At 66.9% G+C, this 19,397-nt stretch carries 22 protein-coding genes and 1 pseudogene; 13 read left to right on the top strand and 10 right to left on the bottom strand.

Annotated features, from left to right (window positions below):
• Both G6N32_RS03450 and G6N32_RS03445 read left to right on the top strand, forming a co-directional pair.
• On the top strand, window positions 1-1,023 hold the full coding sequence (locus G6N32_RS03450) for a Dyp-type peroxidase (RefSeq protein ID WP_115317352.1): 1,023 nt from the start codon (window positions 1-3) through the stop codon (window positions 1,021-1,023).
• Window positions 1,023-1,820 (top strand): family 1 encapsulin nanocompartment shell protein, encoded by a 798-nt coding sequence (locus G6N32_RS03445; RefSeq protein WP_115317353.1) that lies wholly within the window; start codon window positions 1,023-1,025, stop codon window positions 1,818-1,820. The genes G6N32_RS03450 and G6N32_RS03445 overlap by 1 nt, the downstream gene beginning before the upstream one ends.
• Window positions 1,821-1,827: 7 nt before the next feature.
• On the opposite strand, the gene purQ is transcribed toward G6N32_RS03445, so the two are convergent.
• The 3 genes from purQ to G6N32_RS03430 are packed head-to-tail and all read right to left on the bottom strand — an operon-like array spanning window position 1,828 to window position 3,470.
• Window positions 1,828-2,502, bottom strand: a complete 675-nt coding sequence (gene purQ, locus G6N32_RS03440; RefSeq protein ID WP_115317354.1) for a phosphoribosylformylglycinamidine synthase subunit PurQ — start codon at window positions 2,500-2,502, stop codon at window positions 1,828-1,830.
• Window positions 2,499-2,738 (bottom strand): phosphoribosylformylglycinamidine synthase subunit PurS, encoded by a 240-nt coding sequence (gene purS, locus G6N32_RS03435; protein WP_115317355.1) that lies wholly within the window; start codon window positions 2,736-2,738, stop codon window positions 2,499-2,501. Before purS ends, purQ begins: the two co-directional genes overlap by 4 nt.
• A gap of 54 nt (window positions 2,739-2,792) precedes the next feature.
• Window positions 2,793-3,470, bottom strand: coding sequence for an ATPase (locus tag G6N32_RS03430; RefSeq protein WP_232077464.1), 678 nt, complete (start codon window positions 3,468-3,470; stop codon window positions 2,793-2,795).
• Window positions 3,471-3,480: 10 nt separating this feature from the next.
• On the opposite strand from G6N32_RS03430, the gene G6N32_RS03425 reads away from it, so the two are divergent.
• Both G6N32_RS03425 and G6N32_RS03420 read left to right on the top strand, forming a co-directional pair.
• Window positions 3,481-4,119: an MBL fold metallo-hydrolase gene (locus G6N32_RS03425; RefSeq protein ID WP_163789109.1), complete on the top strand. Its 639-nt coding sequence runs from the start codon at window positions 3,481-3,483 to the stop codon at window positions 4,117-4,119.
• A 25-nt stretch (window positions 4,120-4,144) separates the two neighbouring features.
• Window positions 4,145-4,951, top strand: coding sequence for an SDR family oxidoreductase (locus G6N32_RS03420; RefSeq protein WP_115317357.1), 807 nt, complete (start codon window positions 4,145-4,147; stop codon window positions 4,949-4,951).
• On the opposite strand, the gene G6N32_RS03415 is transcribed toward G6N32_RS03420, so the two are convergent.
• The 4 genes from G6N32_RS03415 to G6N32_RS03400 form a co-directional block, all read right to left on the bottom strand.
• Window positions 4,952-5,656 (bottom strand): DUF2334 domain-containing protein, encoded by a 705-nt coding sequence (locus G6N32_RS03415; RefSeq protein WP_115317358.1) that lies wholly within the window; start codon window positions 5,654-5,656, stop codon window positions 4,952-4,954.
• Between the two features lie 68 nt (window positions 5,657-5,724).
• Window positions 5,725-6,213 carry a glutathione peroxidase gene (locus tag G6N32_RS03410; protein ID WP_115317359.1) on the bottom strand — a complete coding sequence of 163 codons (489 nt, stop codon included), beginning with the start codon at window positions 6,211-6,213 and terminating at the stop codon, window positions 5,725-5,727.
• Window positions 6,210-8,321: a S9 family peptidase gene (locus G6N32_RS03405; protein ID WP_115317360.1), complete on the bottom strand. Its 2,112-nt coding sequence runs from the start codon at window positions 8,319-8,321 to the stop codon at window positions 6,210-6,212. Before G6N32_RS03405 ends, G6N32_RS03410 begins: the two co-directional genes overlap by 4 nt.
• Window positions 8,318-9,214, bottom strand: a complete 897-nt coding sequence (locus tag G6N32_RS03400) for a phosphoribosylaminoimidazolesuccinocarboxamide synthase (RefSeq protein ID WP_115317361.1) — start codon at window positions 9,212-9,214, stop codon at window positions 8,318-8,320. The genes G6N32_RS03405 and G6N32_RS03400 overlap by 4 nt, the downstream gene beginning before the upstream one ends.
• A 51-nt stretch (window positions 9,215-9,265) precedes the next feature.
• Between G6N32_RS03400 and G6N32_RS03395 the strand changes: the two genes are divergently transcribed.
• The 8 genes and pseudogenes from G6N32_RS03395 to G6N32_RS03360 all read left to right on the top strand — a co-directional run bounded on the left by G6N32_RS03395 (window position 9,266) and on the right by G6N32_RS03360 (window position 15,745).
• Entirely contained in the window at window positions 9,266-9,904 is a 639-nt protein-coding gene (locus G6N32_RS03395; RefSeq protein ID WP_115317362.1) for a hypothetical protein, read from the top strand.
• Between the two features lie 73 nt (window positions 9,905-9,977).
• A pseudogene (locus G6N32_RS03390) lies at window positions 9,978-10,837 on the top strand (DUF559 domain-containing protein).
• 95 nt (window positions 10,838-10,932) lie between these two features.
• On the top strand, window positions 10,933-12,285 hold the full coding sequence (locus G6N32_RS03385; protein ID WP_115317363.1) for an aromatic ring-hydroxylating oxygenase subunit alpha: 1,353 nt from the start codon (window positions 10,933-10,935) through the stop codon (window positions 12,283-12,285).
• Complete coding sequence (locus tag G6N32_RS03380; protein WP_115317364.1) at window positions 12,282-12,809, top strand: hypothetical protein; 528 nt, start codon at window positions 12,282-12,284, stop codon at window positions 12,807-12,809. The genes G6N32_RS03385 and G6N32_RS03380 overlap by 4 nt, the downstream gene beginning before the upstream one ends.
• Complete coding sequence (locus G6N32_RS03375) at window positions 12,809-13,234, top strand: hypothetical protein (protein WP_115317365.1); 426 nt, start codon at window positions 12,809-12,811, stop codon at window positions 13,232-13,234. Before G6N32_RS03380 ends, G6N32_RS03375 begins: the two co-directional genes overlap by 1 nt.
• A gap of 14 nt (window positions 13,235-13,248) precedes the next feature.
• Entirely contained in the window at window positions 13,249-13,440 is a 192-nt protein-coding gene (locus tag G6N32_RS03370) for a ferredoxin (RefSeq protein WP_115317366.1), read from the top strand.
• A complete protein-coding gene (locus tag G6N32_RS03365; protein ID WP_115317367.1) occupies window positions 13,440-15,002 on the top strand; it encodes a GMC family oxidoreductase in 1,563 nt (520 codons plus the stop codon). Before G6N32_RS03370 ends, G6N32_RS03365 begins: the two co-directional genes overlap by 1 nt.
• Window positions 14,999-15,745: an amidohydrolase family protein gene (locus G6N32_RS03360; RefSeq protein ID WP_115317368.1), complete on the top strand. Its 747-nt coding sequence runs from the start codon at window positions 14,999-15,001 to the stop codon at window positions 15,743-15,745. The genes G6N32_RS03365 and G6N32_RS03360 overlap by 4 nt, the downstream gene beginning before the upstream one ends.
• Here G6N32_RS03360 and G6N32_RS03355 read toward each other — a convergent pair.
• A complete protein-coding gene (locus G6N32_RS03355; protein WP_115317369.1) occupies window positions 15,733-16,386 on the bottom strand; it encodes a TetR/AcrR family transcriptional regulator in 654 nt (217 codons plus the stop codon). The two genes, G6N32_RS03360 and G6N32_RS03355, sit on opposite strands and share 13 nt — an antisense overlap.
• A 51-nt stretch (window positions 16,387-16,437) precedes the next feature.
• Here G6N32_RS03355 and G6N32_RS03350 point away from each other — a divergent pair, with 51 nt between their 5' ends.
• Window positions 16,438-17,259 (top strand): mycofactocin-coupled SDR family oxidoreductase, encoded by an 822-nt coding sequence (locus tag G6N32_RS03350; RefSeq protein ID WP_115317370.1) that lies wholly within the window; start codon window positions 16,438-16,440, stop codon window positions 17,257-17,259.
• Here G6N32_RS03350 and G6N32_RS03345 read toward each other — a convergent pair.
• Both G6N32_RS03345 and G6N32_RS03340 read right to left on the bottom strand, forming a co-directional pair.
• Complete coding sequence (locus tag G6N32_RS03345; RefSeq protein ID WP_115317371.1) at window positions 17,227-18,168, bottom strand: tellurite resistance/C4-dicarboxylate transporter family protein; 942 nt, start codon at window positions 18,166-18,168, stop codon at window positions 17,227-17,229. The genes G6N32_RS03350 and G6N32_RS03345 overlap by 33 nt on opposite strands.
• Before the next feature lies 1 nt (window position 18,169).
• The gene (locus G6N32_RS03340; RefSeq protein ID WP_115317372.1) at window positions 18,170-19,396 is read right to left on the bottom strand and encodes a cytochrome P450; all 1,227 of its coding nucleotides are present in this window, start codon (window positions 19,394-19,396) and stop codon (window positions 18,170-18,172) included.
• Between the last annotated feature and the right edge of the window lies 1 nt (window position 19,397).

The following is a 19,397-nucleotide window of genomic DNA, read 5'->3' as shown; positions in this document are numbered from 1 at the left end:
GTGCCCACCCCGCTACCGCAACCGGTACTGGCTCCCCTGACCCCTGCCGCCATCTTCTTGGTGGCCACGATCAACGACGGCGGCGAAGCCGCGGTGCACGACGCGCTGCCCGACCTGGCCGGGCTGGTCCGGGCGATCGGCTTTCGCGATCCGTCCAAGCACCTCTCGATGGTGACGTCGATCGGATCCGACGCATGGGATCGCCTGTTCTCCGGGCCGCGCCCGAAGGATCTGCATCCGTTCGTCGAGCTGCACGGTGCCCGCCACCACGCCCCGTCCACTCCGGGTGACTTGTTGTTCCACATCCGCGCCGAGGTGCTCGACGTCTGCTTCGAGCTGGCTGGGCGGGTCGCCAAGGCGATGGCCGGCGCGATCACGATCGTCGACGAGGTGCACGGCTTCAAGTTCTTCGACAACCGCGATCTGCTCGGCTTCGTCGACGGCACCGAGAATCCGGACGGCCCACTTGCGGTGAGCGCCAGCCAAATCGGGGACGAGGACCCGGATTTCGCCGGCGGCTGCTACGTGCACGTGCAGAAGTACCTGCATGATATGACGTCGTGGGAGTCGCTGTCGGTGACCGAACAGGAGCGCGTCATCGGCCGTACCAAGCTCGAGGACATCGAGATGCCCGACGACGTGAAGCCGTCGAATTCCCACATCGCCCTCAACGTGATCGAAGACGCCGACGGCAACGAGCTCAAGATCCTGCGGCACAACATGCCGTTCGGGGAGATCGGCAAGGACGAGTTCGGCACGTACTACATCGGCTACTCGCGCTCCCCGGCCGTCACCGAGAAGATGCTGGAGAACATGTTCATCGGCGACCCGCCCGGGAACACCGACCGGATCCTGGATTTCTCCACCGCCGTCACAGGCACCCTGTTCTTCACCCCGATCACCGATTTCCTCAACGATCCGCCGCCGAGGCCGGGCTTCGGCGACGTCGACGCAGCTCCCCCGGCACCCGCCCCCACTTCCGACGGCTCATTGGCGATCGGCAGCCTGAAAGGACAGTCCTGATGAACAACCTCTACCGCGAGCTCGCTCCTATCACCGAATCGGCTTGGAGCGAAATCGAATTGGAGGCCAGCCGGACGTTCAAGCGGCATATCGCCGGCCGTCGCGTCGTCGACGTCAGCGAGCCGGGCGGTCCGGTGACGGCCGGGGTGAGCACTGGTCATCTGCGCGACGTGGCGGCACCGGCCGACGGTGTGCTGGCACACCTTCGAGAATCCAAGCCGCTGGTTCGGCTGCGGGTGCCGTTCACGGTGTCGCGCACCGCAATCGACGACGTGGAGCGCGGCGCGCAGGACTCGGACTGGGATCCGGTCAAGGCCGCGGCCAAGAAGCTGGCGTTCATCGAGGACCGCGCGATCTTCGAGGGCTACAAGGAGGCGTCGATCGACGGCATCCGGATGTGCAGCTCCAACCCGGCGCTGGCGTTGCCGGAGGACGCCCGCGAGTATCCCGACGTGTTCGCCCAGGCGCTGTCGGAGCTGCGGCTGGCCGGTGTCGACGGTCCCTACTCGGTGCTGCTGTCCGCCGACGCCTACACCAAGGTCAGCGAGACCACCGAGCACGGCTATCCGATCCGCGAGCACCTCAACCGGCTGGTGGACGGCGAGATCATCTGGGCGCCCGCGATCGACGGTGCGTTCCTGCTGAGCACCCGCGGCGGCGACTTCGACCTGCAGCTGGGCACCGACGTGGCGATCGGCTACCTGAGCCACGACGCGGAGACGGTGCAGCTGTATCTGGAGGAGACGCTGACGTTCCTGTGCTACACCGCTGAGGCATCGGTCGCGCTGACCGCCTGACGATTTATCAGGCGGCGAGGACCGCGTCCAGCGCGGAGTAGAAGATGCCGAGCCCGTCGTCGGACGGGCCGGTCAGCGCTTCGGTGGCGTGTTCGGGATGCGGCATCAGCCCGACCACCCGGCCATTGGCGGAGCTGATCCCGGCGATGTCGCGCATCGAGCCGTTGAGGTTCTCGGCGTAGCGGAACACCACCCGGCCTTCGCCTTCGAGTTCGTCGAGCACGGCCTCGCTGGCCACGTAGCGGCCTTCGCCGGACTTCAGCGGCACCAGCAGTTCGGCGCCGGATTCGTACCGCGACGTCCATGCGCTGGTGATCGAGTCCACCCGCAGCCAGACGTCGCGGCAGATGAAGTGCAGCCCGGCGTTGCGGGTCAGCGCACCGGGCAGCAGACCGGCCTCGCAGAGCACCTGGAAGCCGTTGCAGATGCCCAGTACGGGCAGACCAGCCTTGGCGGCGGTGATCACCTCGCCCATCACCGGCGCGAACTTCGCGATCGCACCGCAGCGCAGGTAGTCGCCGTAGGAGAAGCCGCCCGGCACCACCACGGCGTCGACGCCCTTGAGATCGGCGTCGCCGTGCCAGAGATTGACCGCCTCCGCGCCGGCGAGCCGGACCGCGCGGGCGGCGTCGACGTCGTCGAGCGTGCCGGGGAAGGTGATGACCCCGATCCGGGCGCTCACTGCTGCTCCCGGGTGACCGACCAGTCCTCGATCACCGTGTTCGCCAGCAGGGATTCGGCGATTTCGGCGAGCGCCGAGTCGCTGATCGAATCGTCGACCTCGAGCTCGAATCGCTTGCCCTGTCGGACATCCGAGATACCGGTGTGTCCCAGACGGCCCAGTGCACCGACGATCGCCTGACCTTGCGGGTCGAGGATCTCGGCTTTGGGCATCACGTTGACCACTACTCGGGCCACAGGCGCTCCTGCTGACGTCGGGGAATGTTGCGGTGTAACTCTACCGGCGGCTCATCAGCAGGACCCGATGTAGGCCGTGCACAGCGGCGCGCCGAGCGCGTCGAGCAGGTTGTCGTCGCTGGCCATCGGCCACGGCGTCTGCGGCGGTGCGGTTGACCACATCGCCAGCTCGGTCACCGTGCTGTTGGCCGGATTGGCCACCACGTACTGGCGCAGGATCACCGGACCGCTGATCACCGCGGCCATCCGGTCCGGCTCGTTGACGGTCAGCGACGGCGAGGCTGTCACGTTGGTGCGTTGGCAGGAGCGCAACGCCGCCACCGCGGCGTGGAAGACGTCCTGCGCCAGTTGGCCGCCGCGCCAGGTCTCTCCGCGCCAGTGCATGACCTGTGCCTGCAACTGCCACTGCCCGTCGGGGTTGACGACGGTGGCGCGTTCGGCGACGGCGTAGGCCCGTGGATCCTGGGCCACCGGCGGGGTGCCGCACAGCTCCTCGAACCGGAACCGGGGTGCGACGGCGGTGACCGCCACCCCGGCCAGCCGGGGCCAGGCGTAGCGCGCGTTCAGCGGTATCGCCCAGGGGGCCACCCACGCCGCGTCGGGAATGCGGTCGCAGTTGGGCGGGCAGGTGTCCGGGTCGGCGGCAGCGCGCGGCGGTACGGCGAGCCCGCAGGCCACCAGCATCACCGCGATGACCAACCGCATGTATTCGACGCCTTCCAGTGCGCGCACAATCGTAAGCATGGAGCTGACGCATTTCGGGCATTCATGTCTTCTCGCCGAGTTCGACGGCGCCACCTTGCTGTTCGATCCGGGTAATTTCTCGCACGGCTTCGAGGGCGTGACCGGCCTGTCGGCGATCCTGATCACCCACCAGCATCCCGACCACGCCGACCGCGAACGGCTGCCCGCGCTGGTGGAGGCCAACCCGAACGCGGTGCTCTACGCCGATCCGGCCACCGCGGCCGAGCTCGGCGAACCCTGGCGCGCCGTGCACGTCGGCGACGAACTGAGTGTGGCCGGCCTGTGCATCCGCGGGGTCGGCGGCCGCCACGCCGTCATCCATCCGGAGATTCCGGTCATCGACAACATCTCGTATCTGGTGGGCGACGCCGAGCACCCGGCCCGGCTGATGCACCCCGGTGACGCGCTGTTCGTACCCGGCGAGCCGGTGGATGTACTGGCCACCCCGGCGGCCGCGCCGTGGATGAAGATCTCCGAGGCGGTGGATTATCTGCGGGCGGTCGCACCGGAGCACGCCGTGCCGATCCATCAGGGGGTGGTGGCCCCGGAGGCGCGCGGCATCTATTACGGTCGGCTCACCGAGATGACCGACACGGATTTCCGGGTGCTGCCGGAGGAGAGTTCGTTCCGGTTCTGAAACCGCTTGCCGTAAAGGATGTTCCATGAGTGAAGCCGACCTGACCAGGCTGTTCGGACTGTCCGGCAAGACCGCGCTGGTCACCGGCGGCAGCAGCGGCATCGGGGTGATGATCTCCCGCGGCCTGCTGCAGGCCGGCGCCGAGGTGATCATCAGTTCCCGCAAGGCCGACAAGTGCGATCAGGTTGTCGCCGAGTTGTCGCAGTTCGGCACCATCCGTGCCATCCCGGCCGATCTGTCCCGTCAAGACGAATGCAAGCGGCTGGCCGCCGAGGTCCTGGCCGGCACCGACAAGCTCGACATCCTGGTCAACAACGCCGGGGCGACGTGGGGCGAACCGCTGGAATCGTTTCCGACCTCGGCCTGGGACAAGGTGCTCGACCTCAATGTGAAGTCGCCGTTCTGGCTGGTGCAGGAACTGGTCGGCGCGTTGCGCAATGCCGCGACCGCTGACGATCCAGCACGGGTGATCAACATCGGCAGCATCGACGGGATCCAGGTGCCGGTAATGAACACCTACTCGTACTCGGCCAGCAAGGCGGCTGTGCACCAGTTGACTCGTGTGCTGGCCAAAGAGCTTGGCCCTCAACACATCACGGTGAATGCGGTGGCGCCGGGCCCGTTCCAGTCGAAGATGATGGCCGCCACGCTGGACGCGTTCGGAGACGCCATCGCGGCCTCGTCGCCGCTGGGGCGGATCGGCCGCGACGACGACATGGCCGGTATCGCGGTGTTCCTGGCCAGCCGGGCCGGGTCCTATGTGAACGGGGCGATCATCCCGGTCGACGGCGGGATGGCGACGACGGCGAGCGGGTCCAGCTCACGCAGCTAGTCAGGCGGCGGATGTCGCGGGGACCTGCGGGTCCCAGCGGTACACCGTCGGCGTGCAGCCGTGCAACAGGGCCAGATCGATCGCGTCGAGCATGGCCTGACGGGGCCCGACCTTGCGCAATTGCTTTGCGGTGACGGCCAATCGGACCATCCCGCCACGGCGCGCGGTGCGTTCCGCGGACAGCACCAGCGTGCGGCACCACCACGGTTCGGTGACGAATCCTTCGCCGATTCCGACCACCCGTGAGCGCGTTGTCGTGCCGGTGACCAGATCGGTGATGCCATGCAGGTCGACGAGCAGACGGAAGCCGTTGCGCGGCAACGCCAGTGCCGTTCCGGCCGAAACCGTCCAGCCCGGCGCAGCGAACAGCCGACTCCGCAGACCGACGTGTTCGAGGACCCGATCGGCGCCCATGAGCCGCAGGTTCGCCTCGTGCGCGGGCAGCGCACCGAACTCGCCGCGGCGCTTCTTGGTGGCGGCGGCGTCGAATCCGTGCAGCACCACCGCATCACCGCCGGATCGCCGGTCCGCCAGCCAGCCGATGGTGCGGGAGTCGGATTCCAGCCGGTACCCGTCCTTCAGTCGAGGGGCGACGAGCAGCGACAGCGGAACCGCGCGACTGTCGAGCGCGGCACAGAACTCGTCGACGTCGCCGCGCGTTCGATCGCTGATCCCGGACACCGACACGATGAGTTGTCCAGCCACCCTCGCAGTCTGGCAACTCCAGGTGTCCAGACGGTGTCTGCCACCTTGAGGTCAGGCGACCATTGAGGTCAGCCCGGCAGGACCGCCTCGATCGCGGCTATCACTTCAGGGGCGTCGGGCTCGGTCTGCGGCCGGAACCGGTTCACCACCGTCCCGCCAGGCGCGATCACGAACTTCTCGAAGTTCCACGCGATGTCGCCGGCCTTGCCGTCACCGTCGGCGAAGGTGGTGAGCTCGGCGTACAGCGGGTGCCGGTCGTCGCCGTTGACGTCGGTCTTCGCCAACAGCGGAAACGTCACCCCGTAGGTGGTGGAGCAGAACGTCTGGATCTCCTCCGCGGTCCCCGGCTCCTGACCCATGAACTGGTTGCAGGGCACCCCGATCACGGTCAGGCCGCGGTCACCGTAATCGCGGGCCAGCTTTTCCAGCGCCCCGTACTGCGGGGTGAGCCCGCATTTGGACGCGACGTTGACCAGCAGGATCGCCCGGTCGGCGTAGTCGGCCAGCGAGGTGGCTTTGCCGTCGAGGGTGGTGAGCGGGATGTCGGTCAGACTCATGCCGGTGAGGTTACCTCGTGCTGCTCGGCGCCTGCGGTGGCCAGCAGCCAGGCGTACTGGAACGCCGCTTCCTTCCACCGCTCGTAGCGGCCGCTGATGCCACCGTGGCCCGCGGCCATCTGTGTCTTCAGCAGCACCGGATGCTCGTCGGTCTTGGTGTGCCGAAGTGCGGCAACCCACTTCGCGGGTTCGACGTAGAGAACGCGGGTGTCGTTCAGCGATGTCATCGCCAGGATCGCCGGGTACTCCTTGGCTTCGACGTTCTCGTACGGCGAATAGGACTTCATGTAGAAGTAGACGTCCTTGTTCTCCAACGGGTTTCCCCACTCGTCCCATTCGGTCACCGTCAGTGGCAGCGACGGGTCGAGGATCGAGGTGAGCGGGTCCACGAACGGCACCTGAGCCAGGATGCCGGCGAACAGGTGCGGCGCCAGGTTCGCCACCGCACCCATCAACAGGCCGCCCGCACTGCCGCCGAGTGCCACCAGATTCTGCGGCCGGGTCAGCCCGGTGTCGACCAGATGTTGTGCGACCGCGATGAAGTCGGTGAACGTGTTGCGCTTCTGCAGCAGCTTGCCGTCCTCGTACCAGAGCCGGCCCATCTCGCCGCCACCCCGAATGTGCGCGACCGCGAAGACCATTCCCCGGTCGAGTAGCGACAAGCGCGCCACCGAGAATCGCGGATCTTCCGAAGACTCGTACGCGCCGTACCCGTACAACACTGTGGGAGCAGGGAATTCGATGCCCGCTTTGTGGACGATCGAGATCGGGACCCTGGTGCCGTCTTCGGCGACCGCCCAGTCGCGGCGCTCCACGTAGTCCTCGCTGCGGTAGCCCCCCAGCACCGGCTGCTCGCGCAGCAGGGTGCGCTCCCCGGTGGCGAGATCGAGATCGTAGATGCGCAGCGGAGTCACGAACGAAGTGGTGCCGACCCGCAGTTTGGCTGTCGCCCAGTTGGGGTTGCCTGCCAGACCCGCTGAGGCCAGCTCGGAGTCGAACGCGATCTCCTCCGGCGCTCCGTAGCCGTCGGCGCCGATGGGCCACAACTGAATCCGCGGCAACGCCTCTCGCCGGTAGCTGACCACCAGATGGTCGGCGAAGGCGTCCACCCCGTCCAGGCGGACGTCGTCGCGTGCGGCGATCAGGGTGCGCTGGTCGGTGGGGTCGCTGACCGGGGCCTCCACCAGGGTGAAGTTGACCGCACCGTCGTTGTGCAGGATCAGGAAGCGGTCCTCGCCCCCGATCACGGCGTGCTCCACCGAGTACTCGATACCGTCGCGGCGCGGCAGTACCGAGGTGAACTCCGCGTTCGGATCGGCGGCGTCGCCCACCCACACCTGTGAGGTGATCGCCGACCCGGCCGCGATGATCACGTACTTATTGCTGCGGGTGCGGCCCATGCCGACCCAGAACCGTTCGTCCGGTTCGTGGAACACCTGCTCGTCGGGCTGGCCTGAGCCGAGCCGGTGCCGCCAGACGGTGTCGGGCCGCCACGCCTCGTCAACGGTGGTGTAGTACACCGTGGCGTTGTCGGCCGCCCAGGTCACCCCGGACGAGATCCCGGCGATCTCGTCGGCGTACAACTCACCGGTCCGTAAGTCCTTGAACCGCAGTGTGTATCGCTCATCGCCGACGGTGTCGACCGAATAGGCCAGCAGGTGGCCGTCGAGGCTCACGCTGCTGGCACCGAGGGAGAAGAACTCGTGCCCGTCGGCTTCGGCGTTCTCGTCGAGCAGTACCTGCTCGCCGGGGACGGCGGTGTCCTCGTCGAACACCGGCGGATCCCAGTCGTCCGGACCGGCGACCGGGCAGCGGCAGTGCGCCCCGTACTGCTTGCCTTCGAAGCTGCGGCCGTAGTACCACCAGTCACCGCGGCGGGTCGGAATCGACATGTCGGTTTCTTTGGTCCGCGCCTTGATCTCGTCGAAGATCTTCTGCCGCAGTGGTTCCAGGTGAGCGGTGGCCTGATCGGCGTAGGCGTTCTCCGCTTCGAGGTGGGCGATGACCTCCGGATCGGCCTTCTCACGCAACCATTCGTAGGGGTCGACGAAGACGTCGTCGTGGAAGACGCGCCGGGTGTCGACCCTCTTCGCGACGGGTGGGTTCATGCGCCTGCTCCGATCCAGTCGTCGAACGACAGTCCCGAAATGCGTTCGTATGCCTCAATGTAACGGGCGCGGGTGGCCTCGACGATCTCGTCGGGCAGAGGTGGCGGCGGTGCCGAACCGTAGCGGTCCCAACCTGATTCGGGCCCGGTGAGCCAGTTGCGGACGAACTGCTTGTCGAAGCTGGGCTGCACCACACCCGCCTGGTAGGTGTCGGCGGGCCAGTACCGCGACGAGTCCGGGGTGAAGACCTCGTCGGCCAGCACCACCCGGTCGTCGGCGTCCACACCGAACTCGAATTTGGTGTCAGCGATGATGATGCCCTTCGTCAGCGCGTGGTCGGCGGCCTGGAGATAGATCTGCAGCGTGCGCTCGCGAAGCTGGTTGGCGCGCACCGGACCGACCAGCTCGATGGCCCGGTCGAACGAGATGTTCTCGTCATGCTCGCCGAGTTCAGCCTTGGTCGCCGGGGTGAACAGCGGCTCGTCGAACCTGCTCGCCTCGACCAGGCCCGGTGGCAACGCGATGCCGCAGACCTTTCCGTGGCGCTGGTAATCCAGCAGGCCGGAGCCGGTCAGGTAGCCGCGGGCCACGCATTCGATGGGCACCATCTCGAGCTTGCGCACCACCAACGCGCGGCCCAGGACCTCCTCCGGGATCCTTGGGTCGTCGGGCGGGCCGGCCAGATGGTTGGGCGCGTCAATGAAATCGAAGAAGAACACGCTCATCGCGGTGAGGATGCGGCCCTTGTCGGGAATCAGGCTGTCCAGGATGTGGTCGTAGGCCGAGATCCGGTCGCTGGCGACAAACAACAGGTGTTCGTCGTCGACGGAAAAGATCTCGCGGACCTTGCCGCTGGCCAGGTGTTGATAGTCGCTCAGAGCGGGGCGGGACATCGCGTCAGCCTAACGGCCGCTGACTTGGCTCGACTGTGCTGGGATCGAGCCATGAGATCGCGGTTCCTGCCATACGCCACCACCCCGGGCCGGCTGCTGGCGCAGTTGGTCAGCGACTTGCTGGTCGCCTCGTGGATCACCGTGTGGGTCGTGGTCGGGCTGGCGGTGCACACCGCGGTCACGACGATCGCCGACGTCGGTCGTCAGGTCAAAGACGGCGCCACCGGGATCTCGGACAATCTGCATTCCGCCGGTGACAGCGCGCACAAGATCCCGCTGGTCGGCGACACCGTCGCCAAGCCGCTGCGGGCTGCCAGCGAGGCCGCCCTCGATGTCGCGGGTGCAGGCCACAACCTGGACACCACGGCCAGCTGGCTGGCGGTGGTGCTGGCATTCGCGGTGGCGGCACCACCGATCCTGGCGGTCGGCATGCCGTGGCTGTTCCTGCGGATCCGTTTCTTCCGCCGCAAGTGGACGGTCATCGCGCTGGCCCGCACCCCCGCCGGGGAGCAGTTGCTGGCGCTGCGCGCCCTGGCCAACCGGCCGCTGCGCAAGCTCACCGAAGTGAGCTTCGACCCGGTCGGTGCCTGGCGGCGTGAGGACCCGTATGCAATCCGCGGGCTGGCCACCCTCGAAATGCGCTCGGCAGGTATCGCCGCCCCGCGCTATTGGCGGAATCCGGCGCGATAACCGGGGCCCTACCCCGGAAACCGCGCCGGATTCGCGAGGGAACCGGCGTGCAGCTGCCTGCGTCCGATCTGATGTGCTCGAAGATCACCTTCGCCGCCAGGACGGGGTCGTCACGCTGGCGCAAGCACGTCGCTCAGGGCTCAGCGAGGATGCGGTACGACACCGGGTCAGCGCCGGGTTATGGCGACGTTGCGGTCCCGCGGTGTACTTCGCCGACGATCGGCCGTTCACGCCGGCGGCCAGAATTCGCGCAGCGGTATGGAGTCGCGGGCACCGCGCCACGGCGAGTGGGCTGGCCGCCGCGTGGTGGTTGGGGCTGACTGCGACAGCCCCCGACGTCGTGGAGATCACCGTGCCGCGCAACAGCCACGGTCGCGCGGCCCCGGGAACTCGGGTGCGCCGGCGGGATCTCGCCGAGGTCGATGTCGTCGAGCACCGGTCGCTGCGGGTCACCGCACCCGAGCTGACCGTGATCGAAGCGGCCGTATCGCGCGGCGGCGGACCGGCCATCATGGACACCGCCCTGCAACGGCGCGTCGAACTGCCCGCCCTCGAACGCGCACACGCCCGTAACCGCGGCCGCCGCGGATCCACCGCGTGCAGGCGCCTGCTGGACGCGGCCGCTGGCGGCGCGCGCTCCGAGGCCGAGCGCCTGATCATTCGGCTGCTCGATCAGGCGAATATCACCGGCTGGCGGGCCAACTTCCCGGTCGGCAATACGTTGTGGACATTGCCTTTCCGGCTCATCGCGTGGCCATCGAGATCGATGGCTGGGCATTCCACAGCGATCAGGCCGCCTTCCAGAACGACCGTGCGCGACAGAACCGGCTCGCACTGCAGGGCTGGCAGGTGTTGCGATTCACCTGGCTGGACCTGACGCAGTATCCGGATCAGGTGCTGGCTCAGGTGCGGGCCGCCATCTCGGCGCGATAACCGGGGCTGCATCCCGGAAACCGCGCCAACTCTGCACTAGTAATCAATCAAACGATTGATTACTATCGCCAGCAGGCCAAGAGAGGGGTTCATCGATGACGTCTACAGCCCTGCCCGGCGAATGGGTCGACCACGCTCCCGGACTCGACGATCTGGCGGGCAGCTTCGCATCTCGGGTCTCCACGGACCGCTACCGGTCGCGGGAGTACGCCGAACGCGAGCGTGCGGCGATCTGGATGAAAACGTGGCAGATCGCCGGCCGGGTGGACGACCTTCCCAGAGTCGGCGACTGGATGGAATACAAGATCTACGACCAGTCCTTCCTCATCGTGCGGGGCAAGGACGAGAAACTACGCGGTTTCGTCAACGCCTGCCGGCATCGCGGAAATGCCATCTGCCAGGGCCGCACCGGCAACGCCAAGCGCGGCTTTCTGTGCCAATACCACCTCTGGTCTTACGACCCCGACGGGCGGCTCAAGGGACTGCTGCGGGAACAGAGCGGCGGCATCGACAAGAACGACAACTCGCTGATCACGGTTCCGGTGGACACCTTCGGCGGCTTCATCTTCATCAACCCCGATCCCGGCGCCCAGCCGCTTGGGGAGTGGATCGGTGCGGAGGCGATGGCGACTCTGCAGCCGTATCACCTCGAACTGATGTCGACGGTGATGAACGTCCGAGAAGCGCTGGATTGCAACTGGAAGGTCGTGATGGACGCCTTCAACGAGGGCTATCACGTCAATGGAGTCCACCCACAACTGCTGGCAGTGCTCAACATTGCGCCCGAGACCACGCGCTACAAGTTCTTCGAGAACCACACCATCGCGATGGCCCCGTTCGACGTCGTGGGGGCCACCCCCGAAAAACAGGTCGAGGGCACGCTCTCGCTGCCCGAGACCTTCCCAGGCACGGTTGCGGTGATCCCTCGATTCCAAGAACTCGTCAAGGAGTACACCGCGGACGACGGCTCCATCGACTTCCCCGACGGTGTCACGGCGCGCACGCTGCTGCAGAAGGCGACCCGTGCGCACCTCACCGAGATGGGCTTGGACGTCAGCGGCCTGACCGACGCCCAGATGAGCGACAACCACGGCTGGTTCCTCTTCCCCAACTTCATGATGACCATCAGGGCCGGCGAGTGCCACGTGATCGTAGCGAGGCCGCACCCCGACGGGGACCCCAACCGGTGCATCTGGCAAGTCGCGAGCTACATGTATCTGCCCAAGGAGATAGCCGACCAGTTCTCGGTGGACCTGACCGAGGTCGACGAACCAGGCAGCTACAAGTATTTCGAAGCGCTGCAACAGGATTATGAGCAGATGCAGCGTCAGCAGGCAGGGCTGCGCAACGACAGCCTCGATCACCTGATGCTGGTGAACGAGGAGATCGTCGTCGCAAAGTTTCACGACACCATGGATCGATGGATGGCAGGAAAGGCCGCACAGTGAACCTCGAAGACCGCATCTCGCTGCACAATCGGATGGCCCGGGCCTACGGCGACGCCTACCTGCGCCAGGGTGTGCAGGACGGCGAACAGTTCGTCGACGTCTGGAAATTCCACCCGGACTGCATGTATGCCTCGCCGTACTTCACCGGCGACGAGGCTTTCAAGCTCAGCGAGTTTCCGGAGGAGTCCGCTCGTGCCTCGACCATGGAGGCCAAGGTCTACTCACTGCGGTTCCCGGACTGGAAGCCCGTCGACTTCAAGCACTGGCCGGCCGACAACGGATTCGTGATGAAGACCCGCTGGCAGGGCACCAACAAAGACACCGGTGCCGTAATGGGTTTCTACTCTTACAGTTTCATTGACACCGACGACAACGGTGACGTGGTGCGCTGGGAGACCCACGTCAACAGCGAGTACAGCGACTTCCTGGATGTCGCGATCGGTGTGCACGGACCGTTCCACGGAACCCACGAATACACCGACGCCTTGGATCGCCGGCTGGCCGAGGAGGGATTGACCGTCTGATGACGTTGTCGCAGACCGTACTGGACTACAGCGCCCTGATGAAGCGTCTGGTCGACGAGGCCAAACAGCCGGGCTTCAGCACCGAGAGCTGGGCGCCGCTGGCCGAGCTCATCGACACGCAGAACTTCGTGCGGGTCGGCAATTTCAAAGAGGTGATGAACTGGGACACCTACATCGCGTTCCTGACCAACTGGGCGACATCGTCGGAGTGGGAGTCGGAATTCAAGCGGGTCACCGAGGCCGGCGACGTCGTGTTCCTCGAACTCGAGGAGCGCAGCAGAATCGGCGACTTCAGCAACTCGGTCAACTCGGTGTCGGTCTATGAGTTCGACCAGAGCGGAAAGATCACCCGTATCGACGTATACCTCCAGATGGCGCTGCCCGATCCCGATATGCTCGCGAGCTATCAAGGTGTCGAGATCTGACGGATAGGGAACCGATGAAGGCTTCGGTGGATCCCGACCGCTGCGCCGGGCACGGCGACTGCGTGTCGACGTGCCCGGACGTGTTCGCGTGGACCGCCGACGGCTACGCCGAGGTGGTGCTCGACGAGATACCGCACCAGTACCAGGATCTCGTCGCCGAGGCCGTGCAGGACTGCCCAGAACACGCGATCAGCGCACAAGGCTAGTGGCCGCATTCGACTACGTCGTCATCGGCGCAGGGTCGGCGGGCTGTGCTGTGGCCGCGCGCGTGGCAGAAGGACATTCGCGCGTCCTGCTGCTGGAAGCCGGCGGTTCGGACCGGCGCCTGACGGTGCGGGCGCCGCTGGCCTTCGCCGCGCAGATGGGTAGCGCAACCGACTGGGACTACCGCACGGCACCCGAACCGGCGTGCGACGGCCGGACCATCCCGCAACCCCGGGGTCGCGTGCTCGGCGGGACCAGCTCGATGAACGCGATGGTGTGGATCCGCGGTACCCGACTCGACTACGACGGCTGGGACCTGCCCGGCTGGGGGTGGTCCGATGTCGAGCCGGTGTTCCGCCGTATCGAGTCGCACCATCTGGGCGGCCCGTCGCACGGCACCACCGGGCCGGTCCGAATCACCCGGCTGGCCGAGCCCGACGTGACCTCCGTCCGATGGGTGGACGCCGCCCGGGCCGCCGGTGTCAGCGCCAACGAGGACATCGGCGGGCCTGATCTCGACGGGTCGTCCATTGCTCCGGTGACGATCTGGAAGGGGCAGCGCTGGAACACTGCTCGGGCGTATCTTCCTGCGGTGCGGCGTCGTTCGAACTTCCGTGTCGTGACGGGAGCCCTGGTGCACCGGGTGGTGATCCGGGACGGGCGCGCGGTGGCCGTGGAGTACGAACGCAATGGACGCCGGCACATCGTCTCCGCCGCCCGCGAGATCGTCCTGTCGGCCGGGGCATACGGAACGCCACAGCTGCTACAGCTCTCCGGCATCGGCGCGGCCGACCACCTCAGCGCGGCGGGGATCACGCCGGTCGTCGAAAGCCCCCGGGTGGGAACCAACCTCACCGATCACCCCGCGGCGGCGATGAGCTGGGACGTACACCCCGGCTTCGTCGGCCTCTCGGATGCTCAGAAGCCACAATGGTTGCTCCGCTGGTTGTTTCGCCGCACCGGAAAACTCACCAGCAATGCGATGGAGGCGATCGCGCAGGTCCGGTCGCACCCCGACCTGCCTGCCCCGGACTTCCAGCTGATCCACTCCCCCAGCTACGTCAACCTGATCGCGATGGAGCAAGAACTTCGCCGCGCCTCGTCGGTGCTGCAGTCCTACTGGACCCCGAAAAGCCGCGGTACCGTGCTGGCGCAGTCCGCCGATCCTCGTGTGCCGCCGGAGATTCGGCTCAACACACTGGCCCACCCGGACGACGTGCAGGCGTTCATCCGTATCGTGCGACGCACCCGGGAGATCGTCAGCACCGAGCCGTTCTCCTCGGTGATCTCCACCGAATTGCACCCCGGCTCGGACACCGTCACCGACGCCCAGATCGAGGCGTGGCTGCGTAGTTCGATCGCCACGACCGGGCACCCCGCCTGCTCGGCGGCGATGGGCACCGACGCCGGCAGCGTACTGGACGAGAAGCTGAATGTGCGTGGCGTCACCGGCCTGCGCGTGGCCGACGCGTCGGTGTTCCCCCGTATCCCGCGGGCCAACACCAACGCGCCGGCGATCCTGGTCGGTGAGCGGTGCGCCGACTTCATCAAGGCGGACCGATGACCGTCTTTGATGCGCATTTTCACATCATCGATCCCCGGTTTCCGCTGGTACCCAACAACGGCTACCTGCCGGAAGCATTCACCGTCGCCGACTACCGCATGCGCGTCGATCCGCTCGACATCACCGGTGGTGCCGTGGTCAGCGGATCCTTCCAGGCTTTCGACCAGAGTTACCTCAAAGATGCTCTGGCACAACTCGGTCCGGGATTCGTCGGCGTCACCCAGATCCGCGGTGACTGCACCGACGACAAAATCCTGACGCTGGACCGCTTCGGCGTGCGCGCCGTCCGGTTCAACCTGTACCGCGGCGGATCGGCGACACTCGACGACGTCGACAGCCTCGCCCGCCGGGTGCACGAGGTCGCCGGCTGGCATTGCGAGTTCTACCTCGACGCCGCTGATCTCACCGAGCTGGAGCCCATCCTGGCCGCCCTGCCCCAGATCAGCATCGACCACCTGGCCATGTCGGACGACACCGGCGGAGCGCTGCTGCGGCTGGTCGAGTCCGGCGCCGTGGTGAAGGCCACCGGCTTCGGCCGGATCACCGTCACCGATCCCGACGCCCTGATGCGCGACATCGTGACCGCGAATCCCGCAGCGCTCGTCTTCGGCAGTGACCTGCCCTCAACCCGGGCGCCAATTCCGTTCCAGGACAGCGATATCACGCGGATAGTCGATGCGGTCGGCGCCGACCACGTCGATGCGGTGCTGGCGGCGAACGCGCGGAACCTCTACCGGCTCTGACCGAAGAGCTGGCCCCGCAGCAGCTGTTTGAGTGCAGCCACCGTCGCGTGGTACTCCTCGGGCGGCGGTGTGCTGGCGGCGTATTCGTTCAGACCCCGGAAGATCATGTACACCGCGTTGGCCGCGCTCTCCACGTCCACCCCGCGGCTCAACACCTTCTCCCGGGCACCCTGGGAGAGGATGTCGCGGATCAGGTTGCGCAGCGCGACGAATCGGGTGTCGCTGTTCTCGGCGAGGTGCAGGTGCTGCGGGCTCTCGGCGCGGATGGCCCGGTCGAAGGCGACGGCGAGCGGGTAGTCCTGCATCACCCGAACGCTTTCGTCGAGCACCGCCATCAGTTTGTCCAGGGTGGCGGCGTTGTCTTCGGCGGCCTGCTCCAGCCGCGGTACGGCGATGGTCGCGACCTCGTCGAAGGTGGCCTTGACGAGTTCGGCCTTGTTCGGAAAGTAGTGATAGAGACTGCCGCTGGTCATGTTCGCCTCGCGGGCGATCTCGCGGATCGTCGTCCGCGAGTAGCCAACCGCCGCGACACAGCGCATGGTCGCCTCGAGGATGCGCTGCCTCGTCTCCTCGCTGTTGGCGCCCACCGGCCGGCCGAGGAGCGAGGAATTGGCCGACGCTGCACCTTTGGGTTTCGCCATCGCTGTCAGAAGCTTCTCACAGTCGCGAGCCGATCGGTTAGAGTCCGCGTCGTGGGAGACCTCAACGACACCGTCGCAGTCGTCACCGGCGCTGCCCGCGGGCAGGGCCGCAGTCACGCCGTCGCCCTGGCCGCCGAGGGGGCCGACATCATCGCGATCGATCGCTGTGCGGACATCGACTCGATCCCCTACCCGCTGGCCACCAAGGACGACCTCGACGAGACCGTCCGCCTCGTGGAGGCCCAGGGCAGGCGCATCGTTCCGGTCGTCGCCGATGTGCGCGACCTCGACGCCGTGGCGGCCGGGGTGCGCGGCGGGGTGGACGCGCTCGGAGAGATCGACATCGTGGTGGCCAACGCAGGGGTGGTGGCGATCGGTCGCAAGGACCCGCTCGACACCGAGGTGTACCGCGACATCGTCGAGACCAACCTCACCGGGGTGTGGCACACCATCGTTGCGACCGTGCCCTCGATCATCCGCAAGGGCCGCGGCGGCTCGATCATCTTGACGAGTTCGGCGCAGGGTCTGGTCGGCAAGGGCGGTGACGGCAGCGCGGCGATGTTCGCCTATGCCGCGGCCAAGCACGGCGTCGTCGGACTGATGCGCTCCGCGGCCAATGCCTATGCCCAGCACAACATCCGGGTCAACACGGTCCACCCCAGCGGCGTCGGCACCCCGATGATCCTCAACGATCACACGCTCAAGACGTTCCAGGAGAACCCGAACGGCGCCGCGCTGTCGGCCAACCTGTTGCCGGTCCCGTTCGTCGATGCCGAGGACGTCACCAACGTGGTGGTTTTCCTGGCCGGCCCCAAGGCCCGCTATATCACCGGCGTCGCGCTACCGGTCGATGCCGGTCACGCGGTGATGTGACCGCAGATAGAGCAGCCCGCCCGCGGCCACAATGACCCACGCGGCCAACGCCACCCAGAAGAACACCAGCGAGACGGTGTGCAGTCCGCGCCACCTCGTTTCGGCAGCCATCGCGAACGTTGCCGCCGAGTACATGCCGAGCGGGAACACCATCGCCCACCACACTGCCCGAAACCCCCACGCTGCGGGAAGACTGAGTCGCCGGATCGCGAAGTAGGCCAGCACCGGAATCCACAGTGTCGCAAGCACCCAGGTGAGCACGGTGACCGCGACGGCGGCGTCCGACGGCCAGATGCGGTGGATCCGATCGCCGGCCAGGGTCGCGATCGCCAGGGCGCCCATCAGGATCCAGCCGTCGGGTTCGAACCCACCCGGGGTGAACCGCTCGTGGAAGGCCCGCCAGAGGATCAGCGCGGTCATCGCAACGTACGCCGCCAGCGCCAGCGCCCAGAACAACAGCGCACCGAACAGCCAGTCCAGATCCGCCGACAGGATGGCCAGCCCCGAGGTGGCCACACTGGCCAGCTCCCACGCGCCATGCGAACGGTCGCGCAACCCGATCCAGCGGATCCGCCACATCCGCCGGACCACCAGCGGCGTCAGCGTGAGCCAGAACTGCAATGACAGACCGGCCAGGATCCACAGCACAGTGCGGTATTCGGCCAGTCGCGCACCCAGTACCGCGCACGCCGCGACGTAGGTGAACAGCCGCAGCAGCACGTCGGGGTCGCCGAATTCCGGCGCCGACCGCCGCCACGACGACGCGCAAGCCACGACGAGCACCGGCAACGCAGCCACGGCGATCACGGCCAGCGCCACGCTGAGCCGGCGATACCCGTGGTCGGCGGCAGCGATCGACACGATGCCGGTGGCCATCACCGCCGCGAACACGTCGGGCGGCGGCCGCATGTCAGCCAAGCTCGACGTACAGGTGCCGAATGCCGGTGTGCCGGTTGCTGCGAGCCCACTCGACCGGCTTGACCACGTTGATCTCCGCGAAGCGGGTCAGCAGTTCCTCGTAGAGCACGCGCAGCTCCAGTCGGGCCAGGTTGGCGCCCAGGCAGTAGTGCACACCTTGACCGAAACCCAAGTGCGGGTTGCGCTTACGCCCAACGTCGAAAGAGTCGGGGTCGTCGAACACCGAGCCGTCGCGGTTGGCCGAGCCCTCCCACACCAATACCTTGTCGCCCGCCCGGATCGAGCACCCTCCGAGCTCGGTGTCCCGGGTTGCGGTGCGCCGCTTGGACGGTGACGGCGAGGTCCACCGGACGATCTCCTCCACCGCCGTCGGCAACAGCGCGGGATCCGCCCGCAGTCGCGCGCGCTGGTCGGGGTGCTGCGCCAGCGCCAGCAGCCCACCGGCGACCGCGTTGCGGGTGGTTTCCGCACCCGCGCTGAACAACAGGTTGAAGAACAGGTAGAGCTCGATGTCGCTGAGCGACGGCGCATCCGGATCGTCGACGGTGGCGTTGGCCACCACCGACAGCATGTCGTCACCGGGCTCGGCACGTTTCTTCGCGATGAGCTCAGAGCCGTAGGCGTAGATCCGTGATCCCGCCTCTTCGATCGACATGGTGCCGATCTCACCCTTGCGGGAATCCCCGAAGTCGAAGCTCGGTTCGATGGCACGGAACAGCCAATGCCGTTCGCTCTCCGGCACTCCCAGCAGGATGCAGATCATCTGCATGGGTAGTTCGGCGGCCACCTCAACCAGGAAATCGAAGGGCACCCCGGGCTGAACCGCGTCCAGCAGCACCCGGGTGCGCTGGCGCAGGTCGTCCTCGACCCGGCCGATCATCCGCGGGGTCAGGCCCGAGCTGACCAGGCGCCTGATGCGGGTGTGCCGCGGGTCGTCCATCATGTTGAGCACCTGACCGGCGATCGACAGATCCTGCAGCAGCGTGCCACCGAACGGGCGGTCACCGCCGGTCACCGACGAGTAGGTGTCCTGATCTCGCAGCACGGCAAGGGTTTCCGGATGGGTGGCCACCGACCAGAACCCTTCGCCGTCCGGCGTGTTGTCAGTCGGTGAGTGCCAGTACACCGGCGCGTCGCGGCGGTGAATCGCGAACAAGTGGTGCGGAAAACCCTCGGCGAAGTTGTCGAGGTCGGTGAAGTCGATGTCGCGCAGCAACATT

This window comes from Mycolicibacterium aichiense (assembly GCF_010726245.1).
In the GTDB taxonomy this organism is placed as follows: domain Bacteria; phylum Actinomycetota; class Actinomycetes; order Mycobacteriales; family Mycobacteriaceae; genus Mycobacterium; species Mycobacterium aichiense.
Note: the sequence above shows the minus strand (reverse complement) of the source record. Positions and strands in the feature narration are given on the sequence as shown.

Bases quoted from the DNA above. Each gene is read 5' to 3' on its own strand.
- G6N32_RS03360 (WP_115317368.1), top strand. From the start codon at position 14,999: ATGACCGTCTTTGATGCGCATTTTCACATCATCGATCCCCGGTTTCCG.
- G6N32_RS03400 (WP_115317361.1), bottom strand. From the start codon at position 9,214: ATGTCCCGCCCCGCTCTGAGCGACTATCAACACCTGGCCAGCGGCAAG.
- G6N32_RS03410 (WP_115317359.1), bottom strand. From the start codon at position 6,213: ATGAGTCTGACCGACATCCCGCTCACCACCCTCGACGGCAAAGCCACC.
- G6N32_RS03375 (WP_115317365.1), top strand. From the start codon at position 12,809: ATGACGTTGTCGCAGACCGTACTGGACTACAGCGCCCTGATGAAGCGT.
- G6N32_RS03445 (WP_115317353.1), top strand. From the start codon at position 1,023: ATGAACAACCTCTACCGCGAGCTCGCTCCTATCACCGAATCGGCTTGG.
- G6N32_RS03420 (WP_115317357.1), top strand. From the start codon at position 4,145: ATGAGTGAAGCCGACCTGACCAGGCTGTTCGGACTGTCCGGCAAGACC.
- G6N32_RS03425 (WP_163789109.1), top strand. From the start codon at position 3,481: ATGGAGCTGACGCATTTCGGGCATTCATGTCTTCTCGCCGAGTTCGAC.
- G6N32_RS03355 (WP_115317369.1), bottom strand. From the start codon at position 16,386: ATGGCGAAACCCAAAGGTGCAGCGTCGGCCAATTCCTCGCTCCTCGGC.
- G6N32_RS03345 (WP_115317371.1), bottom strand. From the start codon at position 18,168: ATGCGGCCGCCGCCCGACGTGTTCGCGGCGGTGATGGCCACCGGCATC.
- G6N32_RS03395 (WP_115317362.1), top strand. From the start codon at position 9,266: ATGAGATCGCGGTTCCTGCCATACGCCACCACCCCGGGCCGGCTGCTG.
- G6N32_RS03405 (WP_115317360.1), bottom strand. From the start codon at position 8,321: ATGAACCCACCCGTCGCGAAGAGGGTCGACACCCGGCGCGTCTTCCAC.
- G6N32_RS03385 (WP_115317363.1), top strand. From the start codon at position 10,933: ATGACGTCTACAGCCCTGCCCGGCGAATGGGTCGACCACGCTCCCGGA.
- G6N32_RS03370 (WP_115317366.1), top strand. From the start codon at position 13,249: ATGAAGGCTTCGGTGGATCCCGACCGCTGCGCCGGGCACGGCGACTGC.
- G6N32_RS03340 (WP_115317372.1), bottom strand. From the start codon at position 19,396: ATGTTGCTGCGCGACATCGACTTCACCGACCTCGACAACTTCGCCGAG.